Below are 17,700 nucleotides of genomic sequence, written 5' to 3'. Positions count from 1 at the left end.
GGCTGTTGACAACTCCTCGGCTCCGCCCGATGTGATCTTCCTCAGTGCCGTGACGGTACGATCCTTTGCGTGACTGAGAACACCACCGGCCTTGTCGGATCGAGCCGCGTCAAGCGCGGACTGGCGGAAATGCTCAAGGGCGGCGTCATCATGGACGTCGTCACCCCTGAGCAGGCGAGGATCGCCGAGGATGCCGGCGCCGTCGCCGTGATGGCGCTCGAGCGCGTCCCGGCGGACATCCGCGCCCAGGGTGGAGTTGCCCGTATGAGCGACCCCGACCTCATCGAGGCGATCATCGCCGAGGTCTCCATCCCCGTGATGGCGAAGGCGCGCATCGGACACTTCGTGGAGGCGCAGGTCCTGCAGGCGCTCAACGTCGACTACATCGACGAATCCGAGGTGCTCTCGCCCGCCGACTACGTGAACCACATCGACAAGTGGCAGTTCACCACTCCCTTCGTGTGCGGCGCGACCAACCTGGGTGAGGCGTTGCGTCGCATCAACGAGGGCGCTGCGATGATCCGCTCCAAGGGCGAGGCCGGCACGGGCGATGTCTCGGAGGCGACCAAGCACATCCGCAAGATCACCAGCGAGATCAACGCGCTCAAGTCGATGACGAAGGACGAGCTGTACGTCGCGGCGAAAGAGCTGCAGGCACCGTACGAGCTCGTCGCCGAGATCGCGGAGACGGGCAAGCTCCCCGTTGTGCTGTTCACGGCCGGCGGTGTGGCGACTCCGGCGGACGCAGCCATGATGATGCAGCTCGGCGCGGACGGCGTCTTCGTCGGATCCGGCATCTTCAAGTCGGGCGACCCGGCCAAGCGCGCCGCGGCGATCGTCAAGGCGACCACCTTCTACGATGACCCGTCAGTGATCGCGGAGGTCTCGCGCGGCCTCGGTGAGGCGATGGTCGGCATCAACGTGGCCGACCTCGCGGCACCGCACCGTCTCTCCGAGCGCGGCTGGTGACGCTCCGCGACGAATCGGAGTTCTCTGCGGACTCCGGCCCTCGGGTCGGAGTCCTCGCTCTCCAGGGCGACTTCCGTGAACATGCGCGGGTGCTGGCATCCCTCGGTGCACGGGTGTCGCTCGTGCGACGCCCCGAAGATCTCGACGCCGTGGCCGGTCTCGTCATTCCCGGCGGCGAGTCCAGCGTGATGGACAAGCTCGCCCGCACGTTCGGTGTGTTCCAGCCGCTGCGCGACCGCATAGCGGGAGGGATGCCGGTGTACGGCACCTGCGCGGGCCTCATCATGCTCGCAGACCGCATCGAGGACGGCATCGCCGGCCAGCAGACGCTCGGCGGGCTCGACATCACCGTGCGACGCAACGCCTTCGGATCGCAGAACCAGTCGTTCGAGACCGACCTGGACGTGCCGGCGCTGGGCGAGCCGCCCGTGCACGCGGTCTTCATCCGCGGACCGGTGGTGGATGCCGTCGGCCGGCACGCATCGCCGCTGGCGACCCTGTCAGACGGTCGCGTGGTGGCCGTCGAACAGGGCAACCTGATCGGAACGAGTTTCCACCCCGAGATCACGGGCGAGCACCGGTTCCACGAGTACTTCCTCGCGAAGGTCGCCGCGACGACCGCTGAGTAACGCTCTGCCGCTCATCGTGCCCGCACCAGTCCGTTCTCGTACGCGTAGACGACCACCTGCACGCGACTGCGCAGGGCCAGCTTCTGCAGGATCGATCTGACGTGGCTCTTCACTGTCGCCTCGCTCAGATAGGTGGCCGAGGCGATCTCGGCGTTGCCCAGCCCCTTCGCGAGGAGCAGGAAGAGTTCCTTCTCCCGCGCGCTGAGGGCGTCGATGGCGTCCTCGTGCGCTGCCGCCGGCCGCGTGCTCGCCTGCACCAAGCCGATCGGGTCGCCGCCCGTCGTCGTCAACTCGCCGTGGTGCGCATCGCGGATCGCGGTCATCACCTGTCCGGGCGTGGCGTCCTTCGTAAGGAATCCCGCGGCCCCCGACCGGAGAGCGTGATAGACGGCCTCGTCCTGTCTGATCGTCGTGAGCACGATCACCGCTGGCGCGCCGTCTTCCGTCGTGATGCGGCGAGTCGCCTCGATCCCGTTCACGCCAGGCATCCTGATGTCCATCAGCACCACATCGGGCGCGAGCTCGTGCACCAGGTCGACGGCGCCCTCCCCGTCGGCCGCGACGCCGACGCACGTGATGTCCGGCTGTGCTTCGAGCTGCATCCTGAGGCCATCGGCGAAGAGCGGCTGGTCGTCCGCGATGAGCACCCTGATCCGCCCCCGTGTGTCAGGCATCCGCAGCCTCCGCGACTCGCACCGACTGCACGTCGACGGGGATGTATGCGGTCACCAGGAACACGCCGTCCTCCGACGGGCCGGCACTCAGCCAGCCGCCTGCCAGCCGCGCTCGTTCGCGCATCCCGGCGAGGCCGGCCCCGCCTCCCTGGCCGCTTCCCTCCAGGTCGGATCGGGATGCGATGAGCAGCGCGAGCCCCGCACCCCGCCAGTCCGCCGTGACAGTGACGACGGAATCCGACCCGCCGTGCTTGAGCGCGTTCGTGAGCGACTCCTGGGTGATGCGGTAGAGCGCGAGCTGACGGGACGCGGACAGCGGTTGCGCGTCTCCGAGCTCTTGGTAGGCGACGTGCATGCCGAGGCCGCGCATCCGCTCCAGCAATGCCGGGATGTCGGAGGCCGTGGGTTGCGGTCGTTCTGTTCCCGTCTCGTCCTGGATGCGCTCCACCAGCGAGCGGCAATCGATCAGGGCCTCGCGACTGACCTCCGCGATGACGGCGAGCGAACGGGTGGCGGCTTCGCCGTCGGATGCGGCTGCCGCGATCCCGCCCTCCGCCTGAGCCACAACGACGGCGAGCGAGTGCGCGAGCGTGTCGTGCACATCGCGCGCGATCGCGGCTCGTTCCTGCTCGCGGCGCAGTTCGCCGTCGGCGCGACTCAACTGCGCCCTTGTCCAATCGACGGCGCGTTCGACACCGCGGAGGCTGAGCGCCTGTCCTGCCGCCCACGCGAGCAGGTAGAGCACGCTGCCCACGGCGATGAGAAAGAGGGTCTCCCCGATGACGACGGCGTACATCGATGCGGTATCGCGAAGACCCATCGGCTCGAAGATCCGGCCCTGTCCGATCCAGCTCACCCAGCCGTATCTCGGAGACAGCGGGAACCCCGTGAGGGAGGGCGCGACGCCGCCGACCGACGGCGGCCAGAGCGAGTGGGGGAACACCATGTTCATCGCGGCGAGCATCGTGGCCACGATCCCTGTTCCGATCGCGTACGGCCACGCCACGATGTCACGTCGCACACCCGCGAAGAAGCCGACGATGGCGAATGCCTCGTACATGGGCCACGTCGTCGATTCCGGGGGTGGGACCACGCCCAGGAACTGCAGCAACGGAACCAGCACGATGATGGCCAGCGCGATCCGGGGGAGTCGGCCGGCAATGCCGATCGCCAACGCGAGCGCAGCGAACACCACGACCTTCGCGCCGAGTCCGGATCTGCCGGTCTCGGCGAGGATCCAGAGCACGAGATAGACCACGCCGATCACCGGTGGCGCAATCGCCAATGCGATACGGGTCACGCGAGGGCTCCGCTCCGCGAGACTGCTGTGCGCGGCGTCTGGTGTCATGCCGTCACCCTAGGGCGGCTCCGAGCCCCGCGATCCTCGGTTCGAACCGTTTTCATCCGAAGGTATGAGAGGCGCGCGGTCGGCCGCGGGCATCCGTTCGAGGGCAGGTCGTCGCGCGCACCCTACAATTGGTAGGCGGTGCGGCAGAAGCACCCAGGTTTTCTTTCTCGTACGGGAGCACTATGTCCGGGCATTCCAAATGGGCGACCACCAAGCACAAGAAGGCGGTCATCGACCAGCGGCGCGCAAAGTCGTTCGCCAAGCTGATCAAGAACATCGAGGTCGCCGCCAAGATCGGGGGTGCAGACCTCTCCGGCAATCCGACCCTCGTCGACGCCGTGCAGAAGGCGAAGAAGACCTCGGTCCCCAATGACAACATCGATCGCGCGATCAAGCGCGGCGCCGGTCTCACGGGCGAGTCGATCGACTACACGACCATCATGTACGAGGGTTACGGCCCCAACGGCGTGGCGTTCCTCATCGAGTGTCTGACCGACAACAAGAACCGGGCGGCTGCGGATGTTCGCACCGCCATGACCCGCAACGGCGGCACCATGGCAGACCCGGGCTCGGTCTCGTACAACTTCCACCGTAAGGGCGTCATCGTGGTCCCTGGCGAGGGGACGACCGAGGACGACGTGCTCACTGCCGTGCTCGACGCCGGCGCCGAGGAGGTCACCGCCCAGGGCGAGTCCTTCGAGGTGCTGACCGAGGCCACGGATCTCGTCGCGACGCGCACCGCTCTCCAGGAAGCCGGGATCGACTACGACTCCGCCGACGTCGAGTTCGTGCCGCAGGTCAAGGTCGAGGCCGACGCCGAGACGGCCCGCAAGGTCTTCCGGCTCATCGATGCGCTCGAGGATTCGGATGACGTGCAGAACGTCTACACGAACATCGACCTGACCCTTCAGGTGCAGGCCGAGCTCGAGGACGACGAGTAGGTCGAGGACGACGGGCAGGTCGAGGACCGTGCGGGTACTCGGGATCGACCCGGGCCTTACCCGCTGCGGTGTCGGCGTGGTCGATGTCGCAGCCGACCGGCGGGCGACGCTCGTGGCGGTCACCGTGATCCGCACCTCCCCGGATCTCGCGCTGGAGCGTCGGCTCCTGACGATCGGCGACGGTATCGCGGCGCTGATGGACGAGCACCGTCCGGATGTCGTGGCGATCGAGCGCGTCTTCGCCCAGCAGAACGTGCGCACCGTGATGGGTGTCGCCCAGATCAGCGGCGTGGCGCTCCACGCCGCCGCGAAACGTGGCCTGTCCGTCGCCCTGCACACGCCGAGCGAGGTGAAGGCGGCGATCACCGGATACGGCACGGCCGACAAGCGTCAGGTCCAGAACATGGTCGCCAAGGTGCTGGGCCTGGCGGATATCCCGAAGCCGGCCGACGCCGCCGATGCACTGGCCATCGCGATTTGCCACGCGTGGCGGGCGCCGATCGCGACGGCGGGCGAGAATCCAGCCGGGCTGACCCCCGCTCAGCGCGCGTGGCGCGCCGCCGAGAGGGCCTCCGGAAGGTAGGACGCCGCCCCTGTCGCGCCGAAGGACGCTCAGGGGCGCAAACGCCTCGGCGGTTGAGCGCGGGCTCAACCGCTCTCGCCCCTAGGCTTGGACGGTGATCTCCTCCCTCCGCGGAACAGTGCTTCAGGCATCCGACGGCGTCGCCGTCATCGACGTTGGGGGAGTCGGCTACGCCGTGCAGGTCACGCCCGATCACGCCCGGTCGCTTCGGATCGGCGACGAGGCGACGATCCACACGTCGATGATCGTGCGCCAGGAGTCGATCGCCCTGTTCGGATTCCCGGCCCGCGAGCACCTGGGCGTCTTCGAGGCGCTCATCGGCGTCTCGGGCGTCGGGCCGAAGTCGGCACTCGGCGTGCTCGCGGCGCTCGCTCCGGACGAGATCGCGCTTGCCGTCGCATCCGACGACGACACGGCCTTCCGCAAGGTGAGCGGCATCGGTCCGAAGACCGCGAAGCTCATCGTCGTCTCGCTCACGGGCAAGCTGTTCGCACCGGCCAAACCGGTGCAGAACGTCACGCAGATCCCGCGGTCCGACGTCTCGGACAGCGTCGTGATCGCGCTGGTGGGTCTCGGCTGGGCGGAGAAGACCGCAGCAGATGTCGTGCGCGAGCTCGTCGACGAATACGACGAGTCCGAACGCGACACCGTGCAGGGCCTGCTCCGGCTCGCCCTCTCACGCCTCGGCCCGACAGCGAGGCAGCAGGCATGAGCGACGACCTCACGACGCCGGAGGCGCAGCCCGAGGAGCTCGCGTTCGAGGGTGCGCTGCGTCCGAAGTCTCTCGCCGAGTTCGTCGGCCAGTCGAAGGTGCGCGGTCAGCTCCAGCTGCTGCTCACAGCGGCACGGATGCAGGAGCGCACGCCAGACCACATCCTGCTGGCCGGCCCTCCCGGCCTAGGCAAGACCACTCTCGCGATGATCGTGGCGCACGAGAGCGGTCGCACGCTGCGGATGTCGAGCGGACCCGCCATCCAGCACGCGGGCGACCTCGCCGCGCTGCTGTCGTCGCTCGTGCCGGGCGAGGTGCTCTTCATCGACGAGATCCACCGGATGGCGCGCTCGGCCGAAGAGATGCTGTACCTCGCCATGGAAGATTTCCGCATCGACATCATGGTCGGCAAGGGCGCGGGCGCCACGTCGATCCCGTTGGATCTCGCTCCCTTCACCCTCGTCGGCGCGACCACACGCTCCGGCCTGCTCCCGAATCCGCTCCGCGACCGTTTCGGCTTCACCGCGCACCTCGAGTTCTACGACGAGGCCGAGCTGGAGCAGGTACTGACGCGAGCGGCCGTCATGCTCGACTTCGAGATCGACAAGGAGGCGATCGCGGAGATCGCCGGCCGCTGCCGCGGCACCCCGCGCATCGCCAACCGCTTGCTGCGCCGCGTGCGCGACTACGCACTGGTGCACGGAGATCGAGCGGATCGACGCGCCGTGCGTGCCGCTCTCGAGCTCTACGACGTCGACGAGCTCGGACTGGACCGGATCGACCGCGCGGTCGTGCAGGCCATCCTGACGCGCTTCGACGGCGGTCCGGTCGGGCTCAACACGCTGGCGGTCTCCGTGGGGGAGGAGGCGGACACGATCGAGTCCGTCGTCGAGCCGTTCCTCGTGCGGATCGGGCTGCTCTCACGCACTCCGCGCGGTCGCGTGGCGACTCCCATGGCCTGGGATCACTTGGGAATACCAAGGAAGCGTCCGGCCGACGCGCAGCAAGCGCTCTTCACGGATGACCTATAATTCTTTATCAGCCTGCAGCCCCCATGTATGAGGTGGTTGTCCATGCGCCCCCTCATCTTCGGAAGGTATCCCCACGTTGGATAACAACATCCTGACCATCGGCATGGTCGTCGTTCTGGCGATCCTCATCTTCTTCATGTTCCGCAGCAGCCGTAAGCGGCAGAAGCAGCAGTCGGAGCTTCAGAAGCAGGTCGTTCCCGGTGCGTCTGTCATGACCAACTTCGGCGTGTACGGCACGATCGTGTCGATCGACGAGGAGAACAACAAGGTCGAGCTCGAGACGAGCCCGGGCCACATCCTCACCGTGCACCGCCAGACGATCAGCCGTGTGGAGACCTCGCCCGAGGTCGTGGAGGAGAGCGCCGATGCGGATGCCACGGCATCCGACACCAGCGCGGCATCGGTCGACGACAAGCCGCAGTTCGGCGAGCGCATCGAGAACGACGCCGACTCGTCGCCGAAGAAGACCGACGAGTAAAAACCTTCCCCGCGCGACCGCCCATGGCGGCGGTCGCGCGAGCACAGAAAGCTGAGTTCTTCCGTGGCAAAGTCGTCTCCCGTGAAGAGTGCTTCGCGATCGCTGATCTGGCTCGGCGTCATCGTGGTCGCCCTGGTGCTCGTGCTCGGCGGAGGCGTGCTGTTCTCGAACGCCAGCTGGCTGCCGAAGCTCGGCCTCGATCTCGAGGGCGGCACGGAGATCATCCTCACGCCGCAGCTTTCGAACGGCGAGTCCATCAGCAGCGACGAGCTCAACCAGGCCGTCTCGATCATCCGCGAGCGCGTCGACGCGTCCGGTGTGTCCGAGGCGCAGGTCAGCACCCAGGGCAGTGACAACATCGTCGTGTCGATCCCCGGTCAACCTGACCAGGCGACGCTCAACCGCATCAAGTCCTCGTCGAAGATGGAGCTGCGTCCCGTACTGCTGACGGGATCGCCGACCAACACGTTCGTCGGTTCGAACGGCAAGACGACGCCGTATCCGTCGCCGGCACCGACGCTGCAGTCGACCCCGACGTCGAAACCGACGGACGGCAGTGACACTGCATGGGTCACACCTGCTCTGCAGGCGGAGTACGACGCATTCGACTGCTCGTCCTTGAAGAGTGGCGCGACGAACGTCGCTCCGGCAGACCAGCCGCTCATCACCTGTGACGACAACCTCTCGGCGAAGTACCTGCTCGGTCCCGTCGAGGTCGAGGGTTCCGACATCACCAACGCGACAGCCGGCATCGCCACGGACTCGAGCGGGAACACCACCGGCCAGTGGGTGGTCAACCTCACGTTCGACGACAAGGGCACGAAGGCCTTCGCCAAGGTGAGCACGCGTCTCTACGGCTACTACAGCGCCGACTCGACGGATCCGCGTTCCCGTTTCGCGTTCGTGCTCGACGGCAAGGTGCTCGAGGCGCCCGCCATGCAGGGTGCGATCACCAACGGCGAGGCGCAGATCAGCGGAAGCTTCAACCAGACCAGCGCCCAGTCGCTCGCGGACTCGCTGAAGTTCGGCGCGCTTCCGGTGAGCTTCAAGGTGCAGAGCTCCGACACCATCTCGGCGACCCTCGGATCCGCACAGCTGCTCAGCGGCCTCATCGCAGGCGCCATCGGTCTGCTCCTGGTGGTCATCTACACGCTGTTCCAGTACCGTCTGCTCGGCTTCGTGACCATCACGTCGCTCGTGGTGGCGGCGCTCCTCACGTACCTCGTGATCACGATCCTGTCGTGGCGCATCGACTACCGGCTGTCGCTGGCCGGTGTCGCGGGACTCATCGTCGCCATCGGATTCACCGCCGACTCGTTCATCGTGTACTTCGAACGAATACGCGACGAATTGCGCGACGGGCGAAGTCTCGAATCCGCAGTCGAGGCCGGCTGGAAACGGGCGCGACGAACGATCTACGCCTCGAAGTCCACCAACCTGCTCGCTGCGATCGTCTTGTACGTGCTCGCGGTCGGCAACGTGCAGGGCTTCGCCTTCACGCTCGGCGTGACGACGGTGCTCGACGTGCTCATCGTGATCATGTTCACGCATCCCACGTTGCAGTTGCTCGCCCGCACGAGGTTCTTCTCCAGCGGCAACAAGTGGTCGGGCCTCGATCCGACGGCACTCGGCGCCGTGTATCGCGGTGCAGCGCAGTTCCGTACCGCATCGTCCGTGAGCGACTCGAAGCGTGCATCCAGCAGCCGTGAGGCGGCCAAGCGTCAGACCATCGCCGAGCGTAAGCAGGCGGAACTCGTCGCCGCCGGCAACAAGTCCGACAAGGACGAGAAGGAGTCCTGATGGCTGCCACACGCTTCCAGAAGTTCGGCAACGACCTCTACACCGGCGCGCGGTCCATCGACTTCGTCGGCAAGCGCAAGATCTGGTACGCGATCGCCGCCGTGCTGATCATCGCGTCGGTGATCATCCCGATCGCCAAGGGCGGGTTCAACTTCGGCATCGACTTCCGCGGAGGATCCCAGTTCACGGTCTCCGACGTGAAGACCACCGATCAGTCGCTCGCCGAGCAAGCCGTCCACGATGTGAAGCCCAACGCCACCGTGCAGGTCAGCGTGACCCGCGGCACGGGTGGTGACGGCATCCGCGTGCAGACGGATCAGTTGACGACAGACCAGACGAAGTCCGTCGCCGCGAACCTCGGGCGCGCCTACGGCGTCCCGCAGAGCAAGGTCGCTTCCACCTACATCGGACCGAGCTGGGGAGCGGATGTCTCGCGACAGGCGATCCAGGGCCTCGTGGTCTTCCTGCTGCTCGCGTTCATCGCGATGGCGCTCTACTTCCGAACATGGAAGATGTCCGCAGCCGCGATCATCTCGCTCTTCCACGACCTGATCATCACCGCCGGCATCTACGCACTCGTCGGATTCGAGATCACGCCGGCCACCATGATCGGCTTCCTCACGATCCTCGGCTACTCGCTCTACGACACGGTCGTCGTCTTCGACAAGATCCGCGAGAACACGCGACAGGACAAGGAGGCCGTGAACCACACGTTCCCCGAGTCGGTGAACCTTGCCGTCAACCAGACACTCGTGCGGTCGATCAACACGGCCGTCGTCGCAGCGCTCCCGGTTGCCGCGATCCTCTTCATCGGGGCGTTCGCGCTCGGGGCGGACACGCTGCGGGACATCTCGCTCGCTCTGTTCATCGGAATCCTGATCGGCACGTACTCCACGATCTTCATCGCGGCTCCGCTCTATGCGGACTTCCGCCGCGGTGAGAAGGAGATCGTGAAGCACGACCGCAAGGTCATCGCGGCGCGGTCCAAGGCGCCTGTCACGGAAGTGGTCCCGGCGAAGTGACACTCGAGCCAGGTGCTTCGATTCCGGCAGGCGATGCCATCGCCCTGACCGAATCCGAGAGCGTCTGGCTGCTGGACGTCCGCGAGCATCACGAGTGGAACGCCGGGCACGCACCCGGCGCGCATCACATCCCGATCGGGGAGCTCGGACTGCGTCAGGACGAATTGCCCGACGACGGCACGGTCATCGCCGTGATGTGCCACCTGGGATATCGCTCACGTCAAGTGACGGACGCCCTCGTGCGAGCCGACTATCCGGCCGTCGACATCGACGGCGGACTCGTGGCGTGGCAGGCATCCGGCGGCGACGTGGTGATGGACGGGCCGGAGCCGGGCCGCTGAGCGACGTGCGCTGTGAGCGGACCGCCCGACAGGACCCGAACCCACCCGCGATAATGAGTGTCGGGAGGGGATGCTGATGGTCGACGCGACAACGCAGCAGACAGCATCCCTGCGCCGTCTGGTGCCCAGGCTCTTCTCACGCGCCCAGCAGCCGGCCGGCGCCGTCGACACGCTGCTGAAGACCGTGCGGATGCACCATCCCAAGGCCGATCTTGCGCTGATCGAACGCGCGTACACGACGGCCGAACGCGCGCACTCCGGCCAGACGCGACGCAGCGGAGAGCCGTACATCACGCATCCCGTGGCGGTGGCGCAGATCCTGGCCGACCTCGGCATCGGATCGAAAGCACTTGCCGCAGCGCTCCTGCACGACACCGTCGAAGACACCGACTACTCCCTCGACGAGCTGCGCGCCGACTTCGGCGACGAGATCGCCATGCTCGTCGACGGCGTGACCAAGCTCGACAAGGTCAAGTACGGCGAGAGCGCACAGGCCGAGACCGTGCGCAAGATGATCGTCGCGATGTCGAAGGACATCCGCGTGCTCATCATCAAGCTGGCCGATCGGCTGCACAACGCGCGCACCTGGGGTTTCGTGCCGGCGGCCAGCGCGACGCGCAAGGCCACGGAGACGCTGGAGATCTACGCTCCGCTCGCTCATCGCCTCGGCATCCAGGCGATCAAGTGGGAACTGGAAGACCTCTCCTTCGCCGTGCTGTACCCGAAGCTCTACGTGGAGATCGAGAACCTCGTGAAGCAGCGTTCCCCCGAGCGGGAACGCGTCGTGCAGCAGGTGACGGATGCCATCAACGACGACCTCAAGTCGGCGAAGATCCGCGGCAAAGTGGTCGGCCGTCCGAAGCAGTTCTACTCGATCTACCAGAAGATGGTCGTCCGAGGACGCGAGTTCGACGAGATCTACGACCTGGTCGGCATCCGCGTCATCGTGAACTCGGTGCGCGACTGCTATGCCGTGCTTGGGCAGATCCACGCCAGGTGGACGCCGATGCCCGGCCGCTTCAAGGACTACATCGCCACCCCGAAGTTCAACCTCTACCAGTCGCTGCACACCACGGTGATCGGACCGGAAGGCCGTGCGGTCGAGATCCAGATCCGCACGGAGGAGATGCACCAGCGCGCCGAGTTCGGCGTCGCCGCGCACTGGAAGTACAAGGAGCGCGTCGCGGGCTCCAAGTCGGACGACATCGGCAAGGTCGACACCGACATGGCGTGGCTTGCGCACATCTCGGACTGGCAGGCCGAGACCGCGGATCCGAGCGAGTTCCTCGACTCGCTGCGCTTCGAGATCGGTGCGAAAGAGGTCTACGTCTTCACGCCGAAGGGCCGGGTGATCGGTCTACCCTCCGGTGCGACGCCCGTCGACTTCGCCTATGCGGTGCACACCGAGGTCGGCCACCGCACGATGGGCGCCAAGGTGAACGGCCGCCTCGTCCCGCTGGAGTCTCCGCTGTCGACGGGTGATGTCGTCGAGGTCTTCACGTCGAAGAACCCCGATTCCGGCCCGAGCCAGGACTGGCTCAACTTCGTGAAGAGCCCCCGCGCGCGCAACAAGATCCGCCAATGGTTCACCAAGGAACGACGCGACGAGGCGATCGAACAGGGCAAGGATGCCATCGCCCGCGCGATGCGCAAGCAGAACCTCCCGCTGCAGCGGCTGATGACCCAGGACTCGCTGGGCGAAGTCGCCGCGCAGATGAAGTACGACGATGTGTCCGCGCTCTACGCGGCCATCGGCGAGGGACACATCAGCACCCAGTCGGTGCTCGAGAAGGTGGTCGCTTCGCTCCAGTCGGAGACCGAGAGCGACGTCACCGAGCTGCCGCCGCCGGCCCGCGTCCGTGGCCACCGGCTGCGCAACAGCGATTCCGGGGTGCTCGTGCGCGGGGCTCCGGACATCCTCGTCAAGCTCGCGAAGTGCTGCACGCCGGTGCCGGGTGACCCGATCGTCGGGTTCATCACGCGCGGCTCGGGAGTGAGCGTGCATCAGGCGGACTGCCACAACGTGCAGGACCTGATGCGCGAGCCCGAGCGGATGATCGACGTCGAGTGGGCTCCGTCGTCGAAGAGCGTCTTCCTCGTGCAGATCCAGGTCGAGGCGCTCGACCGTGCAGGCCTCCTCTCGGATGTCACGCGCGTGCTCTCGGAGCACCACGTGAACATCCTCTCCGCGACGGTGTCGACGTCGAGCGACCGCCTGGCGCTGAGTCGCTTCGTGTTCGAGATGGGCGACACAACGCACCTGGACCGCGTGCTCAACGCCGTGCGCCGCATCGACGCGGTCTACGACGTCTATCGCGTCAGCGCCGGCTGAGCCCTCGACGACCAGCGCCGCCGGCGACCGAAATCGCTCCGACCAGCACGGTCACCGGCCGGACCGTCACCACCCGCTCGTTCCGATGCCCGCCGCGTCGACGCTCCGCTTCCACTCGATGAGCCGCGCCATGGCTGCCGTCTTGCCCGGCACCTTGGGCGAATCCGCCACGCGGCCGAGACAGGCGGACATCAGTTCGGGATGAGCCGCAAGAAGACGCATGGCCTCCGCCGAGGCGTCGCGCCCCTCCATGAAGGCGAGGTCGAACAACACTCGCGAGGTGGTGGTCACGCGTAGGCCGGCGATCACCTCGAGATCACCCGGCGCGTGCGCGATCTCGCGAACGGCGACCCGTGGTGAGGGAGCGAACTTGATGCGATCGGCGCGCGTGACGCACATCGTGTGCATCGGCGGTGGCGACGGGTGCAGGCCATGCACCCATAGGGCGCTGTCCAGTTCCGCGATGAACCGCCCGCCGACGAGTGCGCGCAAAGCGGCAGCCCGCAACCAGACCCCGTCCGGTTCATCGACGGGTGCGAATCGCTCGTCGATGGCGAACAGCTCGCCGTCCAGTCGTGCAGCGCACAGTTCGGCCAGGGGGAGCACGCCGGGTCCGAGGACCGCGGCCATCGCGTTCGACATGGCATCCATGGTGCCGCTCGCACGGCACCCGCAGCGGGTCTCAGCGCGAACCGTGGATAAGCATCCGGATACCGGTCCCGTGGAGGACGAGCAGGCGGTCGATCAGCGGATGGCGGAGAGCCACGCCTTCCGTGCGTCCAGCGCCTCCTGCGCCTGCGCGATAGCCTTCGAGTCCCCGGTGGCCTTCGCCGCCTCGAGTTCCTCTTCGAGCTTCGCGATGGCATCCGTCAGCTGTGCAGCAAGGCCCTCGGAGCGTGCCTTCTTCTCCGGGTTGCTGCGCTCCCAGTGCTCGTCGTCCAGCCTGCGCACGGCGGACTCGACCTTGCGCAGACGTTCTTCGACGGACTTCACCTGGTCGCGCGGAACGCGACCGACGGCATCCCAGCGGGTCTGGATGGACAGCAGCGCGGCCCTGGCAGACGTGCGGTCCGTCGCCTTCAGCAGTGGCTCTGCCTCGTCGAGGAGAGCGAGCTTCTGCTCGAGATTGTGCTGGTACTCCTCGTTCTCGACGGCGTCGGTCTCCGCCTTCGCGGCGTAGAGCACGTCGCCGGCAGCCTTGAATCGGGCCCAGAGCGCGTCATCCGTGCGTTTGCCGGCGCGTCCGGCGCGCTTCCAGTCGTCGAGAAGCGACCGGTACTGCGGAACGCCGTCCGCGCCGAGCGGAGCCAGCGCCTCCGCCTGCTCGATGAGCTCCGTCTTGCGCGACCGCACGTCACGGTGTTGCGAGTCCAGCTCGGCGAAGAACGCCTTGCGGTTGCGTTCGATCGTCGTTCGGGCGGCACGGAACCGCTTCCACAGCTCGTTGGCCTCGTTCTTGGGGAGACGAGGGCCTTCGTGCTGATGGGTCTGCCATGCGGTGAAGAGCTCGTCCAGGCGTGCGCTGGTCTGCTTCCACTGCGTCTTCGCCGGATCTTCCGCCGCGAGAGCCTCGGCCTGCTCCACGATGGCGGTGCGCTGGGCAACCGCGTCATCCAGCGCGGCCTTGGCCTCCGCGCTCTGCTGCTCGGTGAGCTCTTCAACGGTGCCGCCGAGCTTCGCGAGCCGCTCGTCGAGGGCTGCGAGGTCGCCGACGGCGTTGGCGGTCGCGACGGATTGGCGGAGCGACGCGACGGCCTTGGCGACATCCGACGCCGGAGTTCCGCGACGCACGCGCTGCTCGAGGAGTCCCACCTGCCCGGCGAGATCGGCGTACTTGCGCTCGAAGTACGCGAGCGCCTCGTCCGCGGAGGCATCCGGATACTCTCCGACGACGCGCTCTCCGTCGGCAGTGCGGACGTAGACGACTCCCGCGTCGTCGACGCGTCCCCACGGGTGCTGATCAGAAGTTGACACGAGCCTCACCTGTTCGTAGACGACCCCGATTCGGTCGTCGATTGCCTACAAAAGCCTATTGCACGTCCCGGCCAGGGCCATCCGGCCGCCGACGAGCGTTACTTGAGTGTGAAGGACGTGATCTTCGGCGTGACGGCGGGGACGCCATCCGCGCTTCCGTCCTTCGTGCCCTTGTCGGTGACATCGGTCTTCAGCTGGCTCAGCCCGCTCGTGACTTTGCCGATGACGCTGTATCCGCCTGCCGAGTCATTGGGAATGGTGGTGTCTCCGTACACGATGAAGAACTGGCTGCCGTTGCTGTCGGCGTTGCCCGTCTGACGGGCCATCGCGATCGTGCCTTCCGGGTACTTCTCGTCGCTCGGCGCATTCTCGATCGGGCCGAAGCTGTACCCGGGACCGCCCGTGCCGTCGCCCTTCGGATCGCCGCACTGCAACACCTTGAACGTGTCACCGGTCGTCAACCGGTGACACACGGTGTTGTCGAAGAACTTCTTCTGGGTCAACGAGACCATCGACGAGACGGCCTGCGGTGCCTTCGCGCCGTCGAGAGACACGCCAAGGGCGATGCCGTTGATCGTCAGGGTGCCCGCCCACGTGCGGTTCTCGGCGAGCGACTTCGGGGGAGCGGTCGCGGCGGGCGTCGGCGTCGCCGAAGCGGATGCAGCGGGCTTGCCCGGACCGGCAGAGAAGTAGGTGAGCTGGAGCACAACGGCCAACGCGAGCACGACGACGACGACTCCGGCGGCGATCGCGTTGTCCCTGATCCGTCGACGACGCGCATGCTCGTGTACCGCCTGACGCGCCTGATAGGCACGCAAACGTTCGCGTGCCTGGCGCGCTTCGCGGTCGTTCTGCTTCTTCGCGGACACGGGCGTCCTCCACGGGGTGCTGCACGGCACCGAGTCAGGGGTGTACGGGGTTCCGATCGTCGGACGACACGGAATCCAGGATCGAGGCCGGGCCGATCCCAGGCTGAACTTTACGCACCGAGTCCATGTGGTCCAAATGAAGACGGTGACGATCGAACCGCGCCGCTCGCCCGCCTCGCGGCGGTCCGTGACGACGAATGCCGAAGCGTCTACCCGTGACGTGGACCACGTGCGTTGCATCCCGGCCCCCGTCGCCATTCACTGTCGGCGCCACCTCTTATCCTGGACGTCATGGTGAGCACACAGCAGGGGCTGCGCGCGGGCGCGACGCCGCTGGCGGTGCGGATGCGTCCACGTCGACTCGACGAGATCGCCGGACAACGCCATCTGCTCACACCCGGCTCGCCGCTGGTCAGTCTCGCCGCCGACAAGACGGGGGAGCGCGGCTCGGTGTCCGTCATCCTCTGGGGGCCGCCCGGCACGGGCAAGACCACTCTCGCGCAGGTGATCGCGCACTCGTCGGGACGGCGTTTCGTCGAGCTCTCCGCCGTGAGCGCCGGGGTGCGCGACGTTCGCACGGTCATGGAGGAGGCGCAGACCACCCGCGATCTGTACGGCGTCTCGACGGTGCTCTTCCTCGACGAGATCCACCGCTTCACGAAGGCGCAGCAAGACGCACTGCTTCCCGGCGTGGAGAACGGCTGGGTCATCCTCGTGGCCGCCACGACGGAGAATCCGTCGTTCTCGGTCATCTCGCCGCTGCTGTCGCGCTCACTGCTGCTCACGCTCGAGCAGCTCTCCGACGACGACCTCGGCATCCTCATCGATCGTGCGGTGAAGGACGAGCGAGGACTGAAGGATGCCGTCGTCGTCGACTCCGAGGCGCGCGCCGCTCTCATCCGCCTCGCGTCCGGCGACGCACGCAGGGCGCTCACCGCACTCGAGGCCGCCGCCAACTCCGCTCAGGACAACGCCGCGACCAGCGAGGATGCCGAGCGGCGTTCGGAGAAGCAGGGCGCGGAAGAGTCGGATGCCAAGCCGGTCGTCACGGCCGAACTCGTGGCATCCGCCGTGGATCGCGCCCTGCTGCGCTACGACCGCAACGGCGACGAGCACTACGACGTGATCAGCGCGTTCATCAAGTCCGTGCGCGGATCGGACGTCGACGCTGCACTGCACTACCTGGCGCGGATGATCGAGGCGGGGGAAGATCCGCGATTCATCGCACGGCGCATCATCGTGCTCGCCTCAGAGGACATCGGCATGGCGGATCCGACAGCGCTCGGCGTCGCGGTCGCTGCCGCGGATGCCGTGCAGTACATCGGGATGCCGGAGGGTCGCATCCCGCTGGCACAGGCCGTGGTGCACCTGGCGACAGCGCCGAAGTCGAACGCCGCGTACATGGCGCTCGATGCGGCGATCGCGGATGTGCGTGCCGGCAAGATCGGACGGGTTCCGAAGCACCTGCGCGACGCGCACTACCCCGGCGCGAAGCGTCTCGGACACGGAAGAGGGTACAAGTACCCGCATGACGACGACCTCGGCGTCGTGCGGCAGGACTACCTGCCCGACGTGCTGAAGGACTCCGTCTACTACTCGCCGACGGAGCACGGCAACGAGCGGGACATCGCGGCGCGGCTCGCCAAGCTGCGGCGCATCACGCGCGGCAAATAGGGATGGTGCCCGCATACCGCTGGTTTCGGTGAGCTCTACCGGCGGTGGGGGCGAACGAACGGCCAGCCGCTCTCTGGTACCATTGACGGGCCGAGATCTGGATTCCGTGCGGCTGCGGGCATCCGATCGTCAGGGCTGCTCCTCGCAAGACTCGATCTTCGAGGGCAGTGCTCTTTAGCCGAGCAACCCCGGCCATCCCTCCCATTGCGAAAGCGACCACGGCGGTGCTGTGCGTGAGCACGGTTCCGTGCGCGTCATCCGACGTGCGTCGCCGGATCAGCCAATGGCTGCCCACCGAACCGATCGTTCCGCGATCAGTCACG

17 protein-coding genes are annotated in these 17,700 nt (G+C 67.0%); 12 read left to right on the top strand and 5 right to left on the bottom strand.

Annotated features, from left to right (window positions below):
* The first annotated feature begins 69 nt into the window (after positions 1-69).
* On the top strand, positions 70-969 hold the full coding sequence (gene pdxS / locus ACX9R5_RS12295) for a pyridoxal 5'-phosphate synthase lyase subunit PdxS (RefSeq protein WP_459409326.1): 900 nt from the start codon (positions 70-72) through the stop codon (positions 967-969).
* Positions 966-1,598: a pyridoxal 5'-phosphate synthase glutaminase subunit PdxT gene (gene pdxT / locus ACX9R5_RS12290; protein WP_459409325.1), complete on the top strand. Its 633-nt coding sequence runs from the start codon at positions 966-968 to the stop codon at positions 1,596-1,598. Before pdxS ends, pdxT begins: the two co-directional genes overlap by 4 nt.
* An 11-nt stretch (positions 1,599-1,609) precedes the next feature.
* Here pdxT and ACX9R5_RS12285 read toward each other — a convergent pair whose 3' ends face one another.
* Together ACX9R5_RS12285 and ACX9R5_RS12280 are read right to left on the bottom strand one after the other, a co-directional pair.
* Positions 1,610-2,272: a response regulator gene (locus ACX9R5_RS12285; RefSeq protein WP_459409324.1), complete on the bottom strand. Its 663-nt coding sequence runs from the start codon at positions 2,270-2,272 to the stop codon at positions 1,610-1,612.
* Positions 2,265-3,620, bottom strand: coding sequence for a sensor histidine kinase (locus tag ACX9R5_RS12280; RefSeq protein WP_459409323.1), 1,356 nt, complete (start codon positions 3,618-3,620; stop codon positions 2,265-2,267). Before ACX9R5_RS12280 ends, ACX9R5_RS12285 begins: the two co-directional genes overlap by 8 nt.
* Before the next feature lie 182 nt (positions 3,621-3,802).
* Here ACX9R5_RS12280 and ACX9R5_RS12275 point away from each other — a divergent pair, with 182 nt between their 5' ends.
* The 9 genes from ACX9R5_RS12275 (at position 3,803) to ACX9R5_RS12235 (ending at position 12,860) form a co-directional block, all read left to right on the top strand.
* A complete protein-coding gene (locus tag ACX9R5_RS12275) occupies positions 3,803-4,561 on the top strand; it encodes a YebC/PmpR family DNA-binding transcriptional regulator (protein ID WP_459409322.1) in 759 nt (252 codons plus the stop codon).
* A gap of 28 nt (positions 4,562-4,589) precedes the next feature.
* Positions 4,590-5,144: a crossover junction endodeoxyribonuclease RuvC gene (ruvC, locus tag ACX9R5_RS12270; protein ID WP_459409321.1), complete on the top strand. Its 555-nt coding sequence runs from the start codon at positions 4,590-4,592 to the stop codon at positions 5,142-5,144.
* 94 nt (positions 5,145-5,238) lie between these two features.
* The gene (gene ruvA, locus ACX9R5_RS12265; RefSeq protein WP_459409320.1) at positions 5,239-5,856 is read left to right on the top strand and encodes a Holliday junction branch migration protein RuvA; all 618 of its coding nucleotides are present in this window, start codon (positions 5,239-5,241) and stop codon (positions 5,854-5,856) included.
* A complete protein-coding gene (gene ruvB / locus ACX9R5_RS12260; protein WP_459409319.1) occupies positions 5,853-6,887 on the top strand; it encodes a Holliday junction branch migration DNA helicase RuvB in 1,035 nt (344 codons plus the stop codon). Before ruvA ends, ruvB begins: the two co-directional genes overlap by 4 nt.
* Positions 6,888-6,963: 76 nt before the next feature.
* Positions 6,964-7,365 carry a preprotein translocase subunit YajC gene (yajC, locus tag ACX9R5_RS12255; protein ID WP_459409318.1) on the top strand — a complete coding sequence of 134 codons (402 nt, stop codon included), beginning with the start codon at positions 6,964-6,966 and terminating at the stop codon, positions 7,363-7,365.
* Between the two features lie 63 nt (positions 7,366-7,428).
* Positions 7,429-9,165 (top strand): protein translocase subunit SecD, encoded by a 1,737-nt coding sequence (gene secD, locus ACX9R5_RS12250; RefSeq protein WP_459409317.1) that lies wholly within the window; start codon positions 7,429-7,431, stop codon positions 9,163-9,165.
* Entirely contained in the window at positions 9,165-10,187 is a 1,023-nt protein-coding gene (gene secF, locus ACX9R5_RS12245) for a protein translocase subunit SecF (RefSeq protein WP_459409316.1), read from the top strand. Before secD ends, secF begins: the two co-directional genes overlap by 1 nt.
* Complete coding sequence (locus tag ACX9R5_RS12240) at positions 10,184-10,528, top strand: rhodanese-like domain-containing protein (protein ID WP_459409315.1); 345 nt, start codon at positions 10,184-10,186, stop codon at positions 10,526-10,528. Before secF ends, ACX9R5_RS12240 begins: the two co-directional genes overlap by 4 nt.
* 76 nt (positions 10,529-10,604) lie before the next feature.
* Entirely contained in the window at positions 10,605-12,860 is a 2,256-nt protein-coding gene (locus ACX9R5_RS12235) for a RelA/SpoT family protein (RefSeq protein ID WP_459409314.1), read from the top strand.
* 66 nt (positions 12,861-12,926) lie between these two features.
* Here the strand turns inward: ACX9R5_RS12235 and ACX9R5_RS12230 are convergent, their stop codons facing one another.
* The 3 genes from ACX9R5_RS12230 to ACX9R5_RS12220 all read right to left on the bottom strand — a co-directional run bounded on the left by ACX9R5_RS12230 (position 12,927) and on the right by ACX9R5_RS12220 (position 15,703).
* Entirely contained in the window at positions 12,927-13,502 is a 576-nt protein-coding gene (locus ACX9R5_RS12230) for a type IV toxin-antitoxin system AbiEi family antitoxin (protein ID WP_459409313.1), read from the bottom strand.
* A 102-nt stretch (positions 13,503-13,604) separates the two neighbouring features.
* The gene (locus tag ACX9R5_RS12225) at positions 13,605-14,834 is read right to left on the bottom strand and encodes a DUF349 domain-containing protein (RefSeq protein WP_459409312.1); all 1,230 of its coding nucleotides are present in this window, start codon (positions 14,832-14,834) and stop codon (positions 13,605-13,607) included.
* A 98-nt stretch (positions 14,835-14,932) separates the two neighbouring features.
* Positions 14,933-15,703 carry a peptidylprolyl isomerase gene (locus tag ACX9R5_RS12220; protein WP_459409311.1) on the bottom strand — a complete coding sequence of 257 codons (771 nt, stop codon included), beginning with the start codon at positions 15,701-15,703 and terminating at the stop codon, positions 14,933-14,935.
* Positions 15,704-15,994: 291 nt separating this feature from the next.
* Here ACX9R5_RS12220 and ACX9R5_RS12215 point away from each other — a divergent pair, with 291 nt between their 5' ends.
* Positions 15,995-17,377, top strand: coding sequence for a replication-associated recombination protein A (locus tag ACX9R5_RS12215; protein WP_459409310.1), 1,383 nt, complete (start codon positions 15,995-15,997; stop codon positions 17,375-17,377).
* Positions 17,378-17,700 lie beyond the last annotated feature (323 nt).

Source organism: Rathayibacter sp. CAU 1779, from assembly GCF_054551755.1.
This window is presented reverse-complemented; position numbering and strand designations above follow the sequence as displayed.